Annotated in this window: 16 protein-coding genes; 6 read left to right on the top strand and 10 right to left on the bottom strand. The window is 72.4% G+C overall.

What is annotated here, in order from left to right:
* Positions 1-46: 46 nt before the first annotated feature.
* On the bottom strand, positions 47-463 hold the full coding sequence (locus KUV85_RS13630) for a VOC family protein (RefSeq protein WP_219960437.1): 417 nt from the start codon (positions 461-463) through the stop codon (positions 47-49).
* 66 nt (positions 464-529) lie between these two features.
* On the bottom strand, positions 530-1,096 hold the full coding sequence (locus KUV85_RS13625; protein WP_219960436.1) for a TetR/AcrR family transcriptional regulator: 567 nt from the start codon (positions 1,094-1,096) through the stop codon (positions 530-532).
* A gap of 150 nt (positions 1,097-1,246) precedes the next feature.
* On the opposite strand from KUV85_RS13625, the gene KUV85_RS13620 reads away from it, so the two are divergent.
* Both KUV85_RS13620 and KUV85_RS13615 read left to right on the top strand, forming a co-directional pair.
* Positions 1,247-1,969, top strand: coding sequence for a sulfite exporter TauE/SafE family protein (locus KUV85_RS13620; protein WP_219960435.1), 723 nt, complete (start codon positions 1,247-1,249; stop codon positions 1,967-1,969).
* Positions 1,970-2,101: 132 nt separating this feature from the next.
* Positions 2,102-2,242: a hypothetical protein gene (locus tag KUV85_RS13615; RefSeq protein ID WP_219960434.1), complete on the top strand. Its 141-nt coding sequence runs from the start codon at positions 2,102-2,104 to the stop codon at positions 2,240-2,242.
* Between the two features lie 38 nt (positions 2,243-2,280).
* Here KUV85_RS13615 and KUV85_RS13610 read toward each other — a convergent pair whose 3' ends face one another.
* The 3 genes from KUV85_RS13610 to KUV85_RS17585 form a co-directional block, all read right to left on the bottom strand.
* Positions 2,281-3,186 carry an SDR family NAD(P)-dependent oxidoreductase gene (locus tag KUV85_RS13610; RefSeq protein ID WP_219960433.1) on the bottom strand — a complete coding sequence of 302 codons (906 nt, stop codon included), beginning with the start codon at positions 3,184-3,186 and terminating at the stop codon, positions 2,281-2,283.
* Positions 3,187-3,220: 34 nt separating this feature from the next.
* Positions 3,221-4,492, bottom strand: a complete 1,272-nt coding sequence (locus tag KUV85_RS13605) for an Nramp family divalent metal transporter (protein WP_219960432.1) — start codon at positions 4,490-4,492, stop codon at positions 3,221-3,223.
* A 92-nt stretch (positions 4,493-4,584) separates the two neighbouring features.
* The gene (locus KUV85_RS17585; RefSeq protein WP_237690141.1) at positions 4,585-5,127 is read right to left on the bottom strand and encodes a YbaK/EbsC family protein; all 543 of its coding nucleotides are present in this window, start codon (positions 5,125-5,127) and stop codon (positions 4,585-4,587) included.
* A gap of 52 nt (positions 5,128-5,179) precedes the next feature.
* Between KUV85_RS17585 and serA the strand changes: the two genes are divergently transcribed.
* Positions 5,180-6,379 carry a phosphoglycerate dehydrogenase gene (serA, locus tag KUV85_RS13600; protein WP_237690140.1) on the top strand — a complete coding sequence of 400 codons (1,200 nt, stop codon included), beginning with the start codon at positions 5,180-5,182 and terminating at the stop codon, positions 6,377-6,379.
* A 134-nt stretch (positions 6,380-6,513) separates the two neighbouring features.
* Here the strand turns inward: serA and KUV85_RS13595 are convergent, their stop codons facing one another.
* Positions 6,514-6,879 (bottom strand): DoxX family protein, encoded by a 366-nt coding sequence (locus tag KUV85_RS13595; RefSeq protein WP_237690297.1) that lies wholly within the window; start codon positions 6,877-6,879, stop codon positions 6,514-6,516.
* A gap of 67 nt (positions 6,880-6,946) precedes the next feature.
* A complete protein-coding gene (locus KUV85_RS13590; RefSeq protein WP_219960429.1) occupies positions 6,947-7,405 on the bottom strand; it encodes a MarR family winged helix-turn-helix transcriptional regulator in 459 nt (152 codons plus the stop codon).
* Between the two features lie 73 nt (positions 7,406-7,478).
* Between KUV85_RS13590 and KUV85_RS13585 the strand changes: the two genes are divergently transcribed.
* The gene (locus KUV85_RS13585; protein ID WP_219960428.1) at positions 7,479-9,542 is read left to right on the top strand and encodes an MMPL family transporter; all 2,064 of its coding nucleotides are present in this window, start codon (positions 7,479-7,481) and stop codon (positions 9,540-9,542) included.
* A 62-nt stretch (positions 9,543-9,604) separates the two neighbouring features.
* Here KUV85_RS13585 and KUV85_RS13580 read toward each other — a convergent pair whose 3' ends face one another.
* From KUV85_RS13580 to KUV85_RS13570, 3 genes are read right to left on the bottom strand one after another with little or no spacing between them, the layout of a single operon-like run.
* Positions 9,605-9,841 carry a hypothetical protein gene (locus tag KUV85_RS13580; RefSeq protein WP_219960427.1) on the bottom strand — a complete coding sequence of 79 codons (237 nt, stop codon included), beginning with the start codon at positions 9,839-9,841 and terminating at the stop codon, positions 9,605-9,607.
* 40 nt (positions 9,842-9,881) lie between these two features.
* Positions 9,882-10,499, bottom strand: a complete 618-nt coding sequence (locus KUV85_RS13575) for a GNAT family N-acetyltransferase (RefSeq protein ID WP_219960426.1) — start codon at positions 10,497-10,499, stop codon at positions 9,882-9,884.
* Between the two features lies 1 nt (position 10,500).
* Positions 10,501-11,346: a sigma-70 family RNA polymerase sigma factor gene (locus KUV85_RS13570; protein WP_219960425.1), complete on the bottom strand. Its 846-nt coding sequence runs from the start codon at positions 11,344-11,346 to the stop codon at positions 10,501-10,503.
* A gap of 177 nt (positions 11,347-11,523) precedes the next feature.
* Here KUV85_RS13570 and KUV85_RS13565 point away from each other — a divergent pair, with 177 nt between their 5' ends.
* On the top strand, positions 11,524-12,126 hold the full coding sequence (locus KUV85_RS13565; RefSeq protein WP_219960424.1) for a DUF4956 domain-containing protein: 603 nt from the start codon (positions 11,524-11,526) through the stop codon (positions 12,124-12,126).
* Complete coding sequence (locus tag KUV85_RS13560) at positions 12,123-12,953, top strand: VTC domain-containing protein (RefSeq protein ID WP_219960423.1); 831 nt, start codon at positions 12,123-12,125, stop codon at positions 12,951-12,953. The genes KUV85_RS13565 and KUV85_RS13560 overlap by 4 nt, the downstream gene beginning before the upstream one ends.
* Positions 12,954-12,955: the final 2 nt, after the last annotated feature.

The following is a 12,955-nucleotide window of genomic DNA, read 5'->3' as shown; positions in this document are numbered from 1 at the left end:
GGCGTCGGCACGTCCACCGGGCGCCCTGCCCCGGCCACGGGGCGCGCTAGATCGAGCCCTGGACCCGTGCGGCAGCGATCTCGCCCTCCGAGCGCAGGATGCAGAACTCGTTGCCCTCCGGGTCGGCCAGCACCACCCAGCCGGTGCCCGGACCGTGCTCACCACGCAGGTCCGCGACCTGGGTCGCGCCGTGCTCGACCGCCCACGCGACCTCCTCGTCGCGGGTGCGCTCGCGCGGTCGCAGGTCGAAGTGGAGCCGGTTCTTGCGCTCCTTGGCCTCCGGGACCTCGAGGAAGAGCACCTGCGGCCCCGCACCCGCGGGGTCGATGATCATGCACTCCTCGTGACCGGGCTCGTTGGGGTCACCGGGCACGTCGACGTACCCCAGCACGGGCTTCCACCACTCCGAGAGCTCGTAGGCGTTGCCGCAGTCGATGCTGGTGTGGGAGATGAAGGAGGCCATGGTCGTCAACCTGCCGCGCCTCCGCCGCGCCGCGCAACCGGATTGGGCGCGCCTCCGGACGCGGGGTCAGGTCAGCAGGTCGCGCGCGATCTCGCGGGCCTGCACCATCAGCTCGTCACCATGGATGCCCTGGTGCACGAACGCGCCCTCGAGCAGCAGGAAGACGTGGCGGGCGAGCCGCTGCGGGTCGGCCGCGTCCGGCAGGTCCTCGGCGATGAGCTCGGCGAGCCGCTCCTCGATGGACCGCTTGTGGTAGACGACCACGTCGAACGCCGCGTGGCCCCGCGGGAGTTCCGCGGCGGCGTTGAGGAACGCGCAGCCGCGCGTCACCGTGTCGCCCTCGTCGGCGTAGACGTCGAAGAAGGCGAGGGCGCGCGGCGCGTCGAGTGCTGCGATGCGGTCCTCGAGCCGCTGCCACCAGGCCGAGTGACGGTTGCTCAGGTAGGTCGAGACGAGCGCGTCCTTGGACCCGAAGTTGTTGTAGAGCGTGCGCTTGGTGACCCCCGACTCCTCGGCGATCGTGTCCACGCCGACGGCGTGGATGCCGTGGCGGTAGAACAGCTCGGAGGCGACCTCGAGGATCTTCAGCGAAGCCTCGGTCAGGTCGTCGATGGGTACTTCCTGCGTGGTCACGTCAACCTCTCGTCGTCGTTTCCCAGCCATGGTCCCGGCCCTGACGCCGGTCCGTTCCACCCTCGACTACACAGAACAGTGTAATTGCCGGACAACGTGTCACCCACCCGGCGTGCTCGCCGGCGGTCGTCGTCGGCGATCCTGAGCCCCATGGGTGAGGTCGTGATGCTGGCGGTGCCGGCGCTGGTCGTCGTCCTCGCCGCGTTCTCCCAGGCGGTCACCGGGTTCGGGTTCGCCCTCGTCGCCGTGCCGCTGCTCAGCGTGGTGGTCGGTCCCCAGCACGCGGTGGTGTCGGTGACGGCGATCGCCGCCCTGCTGGCCGGCACCGTGGCCGTCCGCCACCGTGACGCCGTCGACGTCCCCGCTGCGCGGACCTTCGTGCTGACCGGGTTCCTCGGCGCGCCGCTCGGGCTGGCCGTGCTGCTGCTGGTCGACGCCGCCACACTGACGGTGCTGGTCGGGGTCGTGGTGCTGGTCGCCGTCGTGGCGATGCTCTTCCGCGTCCGGGCGACCGGGCGGCGTACGCAGCTGGGTGCGGGGGTGCTGGGCGGCACCCTGTTGACCGCCACCGGCATGAACGGCCCGCCCATCGTGATCGGGCTGGACGGCCGCGGCCTGCGCCCGGTGGAGTTCCGCGCGACGATCCAGGTGGTCTTCTGCACCCAGGGCGCAGTCGCGTTCGCCCTGTTCGCCGCCAGCGGCCTGGTGGACCGCACCGTCCTGGGTCTGGTCGCGACGTACGTGATCGCGCTGCCGGTGGGGTGGACGGTGGGCGCCAAGCTCTTCGACCGGATGGACGCGCGGCACTTCCGTGGCGCGATGCTCCTCATGCTCAGCGCCTCCGCGCTGGTCGCCCTCGGCTCCGCGCTGTAGCCGTCCGCGTCGCTGTTGCACGAATCACACCGAAAAAGGTGGACCGGGACGGGCGACGGCTGTTGTGTACACAGACCTGTGTACTACACTGACCAGTGAAGTTCACAGATCAGTAAACACAGGAGGTGCTTCATGTCCAAGTTCTTCGGCAGCATGGTCGGGTTCGTGCGCGAGGTCGGTTCGGCGATCGATGCGGGGCATGCGGTGCGCCTCGGCCTCCCGGTCCCCGAGAACGCCAAGACGCGCTGCGCTCCCAAGCACAGCCGCTGGTGACCTGACCTCCGCGACGGCGCACTGACCCTGACCAGCCATCAGGGCGCCGACGCGGACTCGTGGAGCCCGACTCCCCGCGCCGCCGGGGAGTCGGGCTCCTTGCTGTGCAGGACCGCCATCACCAGGTCCGCCAGCCGCGGCGTCGCGAGGTTGAAGACTTCGTAGAAGCTGCCCACCGCACCGTTGACCGTGAGCGGCCGGTCCTCCAGCGCCCGCACCACCCGCTCCGCACACTCCTCGGGGCTCTCCCCACGCCCCTCGTAGGACGCCGTCGGCGCGATCATCGGCGTGCGCACGATCGAGACCCGCATGTTGGTGCAGGTGACGTTGTCGAAGAAGGCCTCCCGCCCCAGGATCCGGCCGAACACCTCCAGCGCGGTCTTGGCGGCGATGTAGGGCGCGAACTTGGGCGCCCGGATCTGGTTGCCCCACGTCACGATGTTGACCACGTGCCCGAACCGCTGCGCCCGCATCGCCGGCAGCAGGCCCATCGTCAGCCGCACCGGACCGAAGTAGTTCACCGCCATCATCCGCTCGAAGTCGTGGAAACGACCGTGGGTGAGCTCCAACGAACGCCGGATCGACCGGCCCGCGTTGTTGACCAAGTAGTCGACCGCACCGTGCTCGGCGAGCAGCCGCTCCACGAGCGCGTCGATCGCCTCCCCGTCCGTCAGGTCCACCATGTACGACGACGCCCGGCCGCCGCGGTCGGCGACCTCGCGCCGCACCCGCTCCAGCTCACCCTCCCGCCGTGCTGCCAGCAGCACGTGGGCACCCTGCCGGGCCGCGGCGTACGCCGTCGCCTCGCCGATGCCGGAGGTGGCACCGGTGATGAGCACCGTGCGATCCGCGAGGGGGCTGGGGGCGCCGGTCGCCCGGCGCGCGAGGCGCCCGGCGCGGGCGCGAGGGGTCTGCAGGAGCGGGGTGCGCAGCAGGTCGATCACGTCGCGAGCCTAGGCCCACGACCCGGTCGGCCGCTCAGCCCACCAAGCCGGTCTGGGAGGCCACGAAGAGCAGTCCGAAGCCGACGAGGAAGACCAGGCCGGCATACGACAGCATCCGCATGCTGCCCGACAGCTCGCGCTCGCTGCGGATGAGGGAGAAGTTGAGCCAGGCGAAGACCGGCGCGGTGAGGAAGGCGCTGATCATCGCGAACCGCAGCATGTCGGCCAGCGACGCGCTCATCCAGACCACGATGGCCAACCCGATGATCGAGATGCCGGTGATCCACAGGTCCTTGGACCGGCTGCTCATCTCCGGCCGGCCCCGCAGCAGGCGCACCGACTCCGCGCAGGCGCGGGCGTAGCCGTCGACCACCGAGATCACCGTGCCGAACATGCAGGCGAAGGCGATCAGTGCCATCAGCGGCACGGCCCACTCGCCGATCGCGGCGCCGTACATGCTCATCAGCTGTGGGATGTAGGCACCGCCGGCCAGTTCCAGCTCCTCGCCGCTGCCGTACTGCACGAAGACGCCGAGGCCGATGAAGAAGACCGCCAGCAGGGTGGACACGACGTAGCCGGTGTTGAAGTCGAACAGGACGTCGCGGACCGCGAGCCGGCGCCCCTGCCCCTTGGCCTTGACCCACAGCGAGTTCAGCGCGCTGATCTCGATCGGGGCCGGCATCCAGCCGATCACCGCCACGAGGAACGGCAGCGTCGCCACGGTCCACGGCGAGGGGTCCTCGAACCCGGCCTGACGTACGGCGCCCTGCCCGGCCGCCATCACCACGGCGACCACGGTGGAGACCGCGAGGACGGCCATGATGACCTTCGTGACGCCGTCCAGCGCCTGGTAGTGGCCGCCCACCAGCAGCAGGAAGGTCACGGCCATCAGGACCGCCGCGATCACCGGCACGCCCAGGCCCCAGGAGGCCGGGAGCAGGTAGGCGAGGATCACCGTGCACAGCAGCGCCACGCCGGCGGTGGAGATCACCGAGGACACCGCCGCGAGCACGAAGAACACCCACAAGTAGCCGGTCCCGCGCCGCGCGTAGCCCTCGACGAGGCTGCGGCCGGTCTCGGCGGCGTACTGCGGGCCGAACCGGAAGAACGGGTACTTCAACACGTTGGCCAGCACGATCAGCCACACCAGCTGCCACCCGAAGAGCGCGCCCGCCTGGGTGGAGGAGATGAGGTGGGAGGCGCCGATCGCGGCCGAGGCCGCCAGCAGGCCCGGCCCCATCGCGGCCCAGCGACTCCGCCAGATCGAGCGCGCGGGTGTGGTCGTGGTGTCCCCGAGAGTGGCCATGGCGGGCACGCTAACAGCGCGCACGGTCACCGGTCGCCCGATGACGCCCGGGATCCCCGGGCGGGGTCAGGTCGCCGGCGGGACCGGCTGGGTCACGCCTGCCCGAGGCCGTCCACGACCTCCGCACCGGGGAGCGCCGCCAGGGTGGCGCCGGGCAGCACGAGCTTGGAGCGGCGTACGCCGGAGCCGATGATCGCGGCCTCGATCGAGGACACCCGACCGTCGACCAGCACCCGCCACGCGGTGGGGAGCCCGAGCGGGGTGATGCCGCCGTACTCCATGCCGGCCTCGGCGACCGCGCGCTCCTGGGGCAGGAAGGAGCACTTGCGCACGTCGAGCAGCTGCTTGACGGTGCGGTTGACGTCGGCGCGGGTGTCGGCGGGGACCAGGCAGGCGGCGATGCGCTCCTCGCCCGCGCGCTTGCCGGCGACGAGCACGCAGTTGACCGAGTCCGACATCGCCAGGTCGTGCGCCTCGACGAGGGTGGCGGTGTCCGCGAGGTCCGGGTCGATCTCGACGACGGTCAGCTCCGCGCGACGGTCCCACGCCTCGAGCGCGTCCGCGACCGGCGGCGCGAGCAGGTCGGAACGGTCGGTCGCGGGGTGGCCGGGCAGGCCGGGGATCTCGGGTCGCACGTGGTCGAGTGTGCCGCACGGGCCACGGAACGCCCCGCGTAGGCTCAGCCGCGTGAAGGTGCTGCTGACCGAGAACATCCATCCCCTCGCCGTGGACAACTTCGAGCGCCACGGGTACGACGTCGAGCTGCTCTCCCGGTCGCTGAGCGAGGAGGAGCTGGTCGAGCGCCTCCCCGGCGTCGGCATGCTCGGGATCCGGTCCAACACCACCCTCACCCCGCGCGCGATCGAGGCCGCGGACGACCTGGTCGCGGTCGGCTGCTTCTGCATCGGCACCAACCAGGTCGACCTCGCCGCGGCGGCCGGGCGAGGGATCCCGGTCTTCAACGCGCCGTTCTCCAACACCCGCAGCGTCGTGGAGCTGGTGATCGCCGAGATCATCGCGCTCGCGCGGCGGCTCCCGGAGAAGACCGAGCGGATGCACGCCGGGGTGTGGGACAAGTCAGCGCGCGGCAGCCACGAGGTGCGGGGCCGCACCCTGGGCATCGTCGGCTACGGCAACATCGGCACCCAGCTGTCCAACCTCGCCGAGGCGATCGGCCTGCGCGTCATCTACTACGACACCGCCGACCGGCTCGCCCACGGCAACGCCCGCCGGATGCCGACACTGGAGGCACTGCTGGCCGAGGCGGACGTGGTGAGCCTGCACGTGGACGGGCAGCCGGGCAACGCCGGCATGTTCGGCGACGAGCAGTTCGCCGCGATGAAGCCCCGGGCGCTGTTCGTCAACGCCTCCCGCGGCATGGTCGTCGACGACGAGGCGCTGCGTGCCCACATCGAGTCCGGCCACATCGCGGGTGCGGCGCTCGACGTCTTCCCGGTCGAGCCCAAGGCGCAGGGCGACGAGTTCACCTCGGCGCTGCGCGGGCTGGACAACGTCATCCTCACCCCGCACGTGGGGGGGTCCACCCAGGAGGCGCAGGAGGAGATCGGCCACTTCGTCTCCCGCAAGCTGGCGAACTTCCACGAGGAGGGCAGCACCGAGCTGTCGGTGAACTTCCCCCGCGTGCAGCCGCCGGGCCTGCAGTCGGGCCACCGGGTCGCCGTACTGCACCGCAACGTGCCCGGCGTCCTGGCGGGGATGAACCAGATGCTGGCCGAGCAGGGCGACAACGTCACCGGCCAGTACCTCTCCACCAGCGGTGAGCTCGGGTACGTCGTCACCGACGTCGCCGAGATGCCCTCGGCGGAGTCGCTGCGCCAGCTGGCCGACTCCGAGCACGCCCTCTGGGTACGCACCCACTCCGCCTGACCCGTTGAGTCGTGACTTCCTGCGGTTGAGTCAGCACTTTCTGCGGTCGAGTAGGCAGTGGTCCGCACCTCGACTGCGAAGAAGTGCTGACTCGACCCGCAACAAGTGCCGACTCAACGGGAGGAAGTGAGCGCTCAACCCTCGGGGGGGTCGGGGTCGCGACGGCGGAGTACGCCGCCGGCCCACAGGGCCCACAGGACGAGGACCGGTTGGAAGAACAGGCGGACCAGGCGGGCGCGGTCGGTGGTGAGACCGAAGGCGTCGGTGCCCTCGACGTACTGCGCGACGTTGCCGGGGAAGATCGCGACGAAGAACGCCGCGAGCAGGGCGCCGACCGTCCGGCGGTGGCCCTTGAGCGCCACGAAGGCCGCGCCCAGCCCGATCTCGACCACCCCGGACGCCAACACGGTGACGTCGTCGTCGACGGGGAACCACTCGGGGACCTGCGCCTGGAACTCCTCCCGCGCCACGGTCAGGTGGGTCACCCCCGCTCCGACCATGAGGGTGCCGAGCACGATCCGGGCGAGGTTGCGCACGAGGTTCACCGGTCCAGCGTAGGTCGGCGGCTCACAGGATCCGCTCGACGGCGTCGATGGCGCCGCGCAGGAACTCCTCGACGACCGCTCGGTCGCCCTCGGAGAGGCCCCGGTCGAGGTCGACGAGCGCCTCGAACATCGGGGTGAGGTGGGCGACCACCTCACGGCGTCCCGAGTCGGTGAGGTCCAGGCGCCGGCGGCGCCGGTCGTGCTCGTCGGGGACCCGCTCGACGTGGCCCCGCGCCACCAGCCGGTCGACGATGCCCGAGGCTGCTGCCGAGGTGACCCCGAGGTGACGGGCGAGGTCGCTGGGGCCGTGCTGGTCGGCGACCAGCAGCTCGAGGGCCGTCAGCTCGTGCGGCGAGAGCCCGGCACGACGGGCCACGGTCGGCCCGGACCTGGCGCCGGCGTCGAGCAGCCGACGCAGCAGCACGAGGGTCGACGAGGCCAGGGCGTCGGCATCGTGTGGCCCGGATCTCGCCTCGGACATTGGCAATTTACCTAACTGGCTTAGTAATCTTCTACGGTAGTTGTCGTACTATCCTACCCACGGAGGGACCCCCATGACCGGTGCGCCGAGCTCACCCAGCACGTCGGTGGCTGCGCCACGTCGGATCCGCCCGGCCGCGGCCGGCACCGTCGCCGTGCTCGCTCTCCTCGCGACGGGGCTCCTGCTCGGCCTCGTGGGGCAGGCCACGCACCAGACGGCGGTCACCGACGACCTGCCGGAGGGGTACGACGCGACCCGGGTCGCCGCACTGCTCGAGGAGGTCCCCAGCAGCGACAGCGCCGTGGCCGTGACGCTGTTCGTGTCCGACGACGGCGAGCTGGATCGAGCGCAGCTCGCCGAGCTCGAGCGGGCCCAGCAGTCCCTCGGCCCGGGCAACGGTGCCCCGCTGCGGGTCAGTGAGGACGGCACGGCCGCCCTGGGCGTCGTCCCGGTCGACGCGCGCAGCGCGACCGACGTGGCGGCGTACGTCGAGGACCTGCGGGAGCGCGTCGACGCGGCCGCGCCCGAGGGAGTGACCGCCCTGGTCACCGGGCCCGCGGCGATCCAGGCCGACCTCGCCGGCGTCTTCGAGGGAGCCGACTTCACGCTGCTGCTCACCACGGCCGCGATCGTCGCTGTGCTGCTGGTGGTCACCTACCGCAGCCCGTTGCTGTGGGTCGTGCCGCTGCTCGTGGTGGGCGCGGCCGACCAGGTCGCGGCCGTCGCGGCCACCCACGTGCTGGCGGTCTTCGACATCGCGTGGAACGAGTCCACCGTGGGCATCCTCAGCGTGCTGGTCTTCGGTGCCGGCACCGACTACGCGCTGTTGCTGATCAGTCGCTACCGCGACGAGCTGCGCCTGCGCGAGGACCGCTTCGCCGCGATGGCGGTCGCGGTGCGCAGCACCACCGAAGCGGTGCTCGCCAGCTCCACCACCGTGGTGCTCGGCCTCCTGACGCTGCTGCTCTCGGTGGTGCCGACGACGCGCGGCCTCGGGCTGGCCTGCGCGGTGGGCGTGGCGATCGCGGCGTTCACGGCACTGGTCGTCCTGCCGCGGGTCCTGGTGCTCTTCGGGCGCTGGGTGTTCTGGCCGATCGTGCCGCGGGTGGGCCAGACCGCGCTCGTCGACTCCCGCACGTCGCTGTGGCGCCGCCTCGGCACCGCCGTCTCCGCACGCCCGGGTCGCTTCGCCGTGACCGCCGTACTCCTGCTCGGCACGCTGGCGGCAGGGCTCACCCAGGTGCGCGTGGGGCTGTCGGAGTCCGAGCAGTTCCTCGACACACCCGAGTCGATCGTGGCCGCCGACCGGATCGTGGAGTCCTTCCCCGCCGGCACGACCGACCCCACCGTGGTGCTGACCCGCGACGACGCGGAGGAGGTACGCCGCGACGCGGCCGCCGTCGACGGGGTGGCCTCGGCACAGGTCGGGACGCAGGCCGACGGGCTCGCGCGCGTGGACGTCGTGCTGGCGGACCGGTCGGGCAGCGACGGCGCGGAGCGCACGGTGCGGGACCTGCGGGAGGCGATGACCGCCCACGACCGGACGCTGGTCGGCGGCACCGAGGCGCAGGCGATCGACTCCGACGACGGGGCCGCCCGCGACCAGCGGCTGATCATCCCGCTGATCCTGGTGCTGGTGCTGGTCGGGCTGGCCGTGCTGCTGCGCTCGGCGGTCGCGCCGTTGCTGCTGGTGGCGACGGTCGTGGGCACCTACTTCGCCGCGCTGGGCGCGTCGTGGTGGATCTACACGCAGGTGTTCGGGTTCGCGGCGATGGACGTGACCGTCCCGCTGTTCGCGTTCTTGTTCCTGGTCGCCCTGGGCGTGGACTACAACATCTTCCTCGTCAGCAGGGCGGCGGAGGAGGCGCGACGCCACGGCCTGCGTGAGGGCATGCTGCGCGGCCTCACCGCCACCGGCGGGGTGATCACCAGCGCGGGCATCCTGCTGGCGGCGGTGTTCGCCGCACTCGGCGTGCTCCCGTTGGTGGTGCTGGCGCAGCTGGGCATCGTGATCTTCGTCGGGGTGCTGCTGGACACGCTGGTCGTGCGCACCGTGCTCGTGCCGGCGCTGGCGTGGCGCCTGGGCGACCGGTTCTGGTGGCCCCGCCGGATCACCTCGACCGCGGACGCCGACTGAACGACTGAGCGGCGCGGGCGGTGGCTCGGCCACGCCCGCGCCGCTCGGCCGCCGGTGCGGCCTCAGTCCTCCGGCAGCTCGGCGAAGGCGCGCTTGGTCCCGAGGTACCAGTCCAGCGACTTCTTCGGACGCCGCCAGCGCCCCTTCATGTCCTCCCGCGCGGGCTGGTGGCTGGCATCGCCGGCCTTCTCGGCGTCCTTGAGGTGCTGGTCCTGCGCCTTGATGACGTCGTCGGCGGTCTCGCCGCGGTGCGCGAGGTCGCAGGGGCCGCCGAGCTGGCGGCAGGTCATGGTCTTCATCGTCCCTCCAGGGCCGTGTCGTCGGTGCTGCTCGGTGCTGTCACTGCCCTGACGTACGCCGCCGCCCCGGTGTGACATCCGGGGTCGCCTCCGGCAGCACCATCACCCGCACCGCGGGCGCGTCCGCGCCGCCGGGTGCCCGGGCCAGCCACTCGGGACGGTGCCGCTGCACCTCCTGCCACCCGGTCGCCTCGTAGAGGCGCAGCGCCGTGGGCACCACCGGGAGCACCTCGAGGCAGCCGCGGCGGCCGGCGGCGCGCAGGTCGTCGACCACCGCCTCCAGGAGGCGGCGACCGACCCCGAGCCCGCGGGCCTCGCGTCCGACGAAGAGGGCGCTGACCCACGCCAGCCGGTCGACCGCGCAGTCGTGCGCCGCCGCGCAGGCGCGGTTCATCCCTGCCGCCGCGGGGAAGCCCGACGGTGGCCCGACCCAGCATCCGTGGCCGACCGGGCGCCCGTCGAGCTCGGCGGTCCAGGCCGCCACCGCGTCCTCGGCCCGCAGGAAGTCGGCCACCGGGATCGGCAACGGGTCGCGGAAGGGGTAGCGACTGTGCGGCTGCTGGTCGACCAGCGCCGCGGCCAGGGCGTCGAGGTCGCTCCGCTCCCGGCGGCGTACGACGACCCGCGGCCCGGCGCGGTCGGCATGCGGTGCCGTCATCTCACTCGCGTCGCTCTCCGCCGCCGCGGCGCGTCACCGAGGCGAGCACGTCCGGCTCGGCGCGGAAGGTGATGGCGCGGACCAGGCCGTCGGCGACGGTGAAGTCGAAGAGCACCTTCGCCTCGCCGCGGTGGAACCAGGCCGATCCCGGGCGGGTGCCGGCGTACACGGGGAGCGCGGCGTGGGCGCTGCCGTTGAAGAACTCCGCGATCGCCTCGCGGCCCTCGATGCGCTCCGGGGTGCCGGACAGGATCGCGGCCTCGTCGGCGCCGACGGTCGCGTCGGGGGCGAGGAGGGCCAGCAGCCGGGCGAACTCGCCCTCCCGCGCCGCGGCCATGAAGGCGTCGACGACCTCCCAGTCGGCAAGGTCGTCCTCGGCCGCGGGCTGGGCGACCTTGCTGCGGGCACGCGAGGCGAGCTTGCGGGCCGCGGCCGGCGTGGTGTCGAGGACCGAGGAGATCGTGGTGAACTCGAACCCGAAGCTGTCGTGCAGCACGAACGCGACGCGCTCCTTGGGCGAGAGCCGTTCGAGCACCACCTGCAGGGCGACGCCGACGGTGTCGGCGAGCTCGACCTCCTCGGCGGGGTCCGGAGCGGTCCCGGAGGGGTCGACGTCCTCCTCGGGCACCGGCGTACGCGCGCGCAGCCGGTCCAGGCACAGGCGCGTGGTCACGGTCGTGAGCCAGGCGGGCAGGCTGTCGATCTCGGCACCGCCGCGTTCGGCGCGTTCCAGTCGCAGCCATGCCTGCTGCACGACGTCCTCGGCCCCGGCTGCGTCGCCCAGGACCTTCGTCGCGATCCCCGTCAGTCGGGGCCGCTCGGCCTCGAAGGCTGCGGTGCTGTCCACGGGCCCACCCTTCCATCTCGTCCTCGGCTTCCCCTGCATGACGACGACGCGACCGCGGGTGTGACCGCGGGCGCCGCAGAACGCACAGGTTCCTGACAGGTCGTGCTGGGGGTCCGGACGAGAACGTCGTCCACCGTTCACCCCAACCTCATCTCGTGCCCACCGGAAGGACACCTCGTGGAACTGCTCTCCACCTTCGCCGCCGACCTCGTCGCGATCAGCATCCTGTGCTTCGCGCTCTACTACCCGCGCCACCGCCGCCGCGAGCTGCTGGTCGCCTTCCTCGGCGTCAACGCCGGCGTGCTGGCGGTGACCACGGCGCTGGTCGCCAGCGACACCACGCTGGGCCTGGGGCTCGGCCTGTTCGGCGTGCTGTCGATCATCCGGCTCCGCTCCCTCGAGCTCGGCCAGCACGAGGTGGCCTACTACTTCGCCGCCCTCGCACTCGGCCTGTTGGGCGGCCTCGGCTCGCTCACCGTGACCCTCACCGCGATCCTGATGGCGGTCATCGTCGCGGTGCTCGCGATCGCCGACAGCCCGCGGACCTTCCCGCGCGACGAGCAGCAGATGGTGCTGCTCGACGGCGCGTACGCCGACCGGGCCTCCCTGGCGGCCGCGCTCGCCGAGGTCGTCCCCGGCGAGGTGCGACGCACGGTCGTGCAGCGCGTCGACCTGGTCAACGACACCACCCTGGTCGACGTCCGCTGGACCCGCACCGACGAGCCGCGTCGTGGCGACCACGGCTCCGCCGAGCGCACCGGGGCCGAGGTGCTGGCATGAGCGCGCTCCTCGCTCACGTCGACACCGGCCTGGACGGTTTCACACCGGCCTCGCTGGACGACCTCGCCGAGCACGCCGCCCTGATGACCCGCACCGACCGCAAGTACGTCGTGCCGCAGGCCGCGCTGCCCGAGCTGGTGGCCGCGATCGGTGCCCTTGACGCGGCGCCGCGGGTGCTGGAGATCGACGGCCGGCACCACCACCGCTACGCCTCGACCTACCTGGACACCCCGGACCTGGACGCCTACTGGCGCTCGGCCCGCCGTCGGCGACGCCGGTTCAAGGTCCGCAGCCGGGAGTACCGCGACGTCGGCACGGCCTTCACCGAGGTGAAGACCCGCGGGATGCGCGGCAGCACCGTCAAGACCCGCGTGCCGCGCGGCGGCGGACGGCCCGGCGTCGAGCGGGACGTCCTGCCGCGCGAGGACACCGACTTCGTCCGCGACGCGCTGGCCTCGGCCGCACTGGGGCACGTCGACGTCGCCGCGTTGGTGCCGACGCTGCGGACGTCCTATGCCCGCACCACCCTGTGGCTGCCCGGCTCCGGTGCCCGCGTCACGGTCGACACCGACCTCAGCTGGCAGTTGCCGTGGAGCCCGCACCGCACCCGCGTGCCCGGCGTCGCGATCGTCGAGACCAAGACCCCGGCCGCCGGGACCGGTGTCGACCGTGCCCTGTGGGCCCGCGGGCACCGCCCCGACCGGATCTCGAAGTTCGCGACCGGCCTGGCGCTGGTCTGGCCCGACCTGCCCTCCCACCGCTGGCACCGCGTGCTGCAGCGCCACCTCCGTCCCGCCGCCCGCCACGACCACCACCAGGAGCGATGACC

The sequence above is a fragment of the Nocardioides panacisoli genome (assembly GCF_019448235.1).
Classification (GTDB): Bacteria; Actinomycetota; Actinomycetes; order Propionibacteriales; family Nocardioidaceae; genus Nocardioides; species Nocardioides panacisoli_A.
Note: the sequence above shows the minus strand (reverse complement) of the source record. Positions and strands in the feature narration are given on the sequence as shown.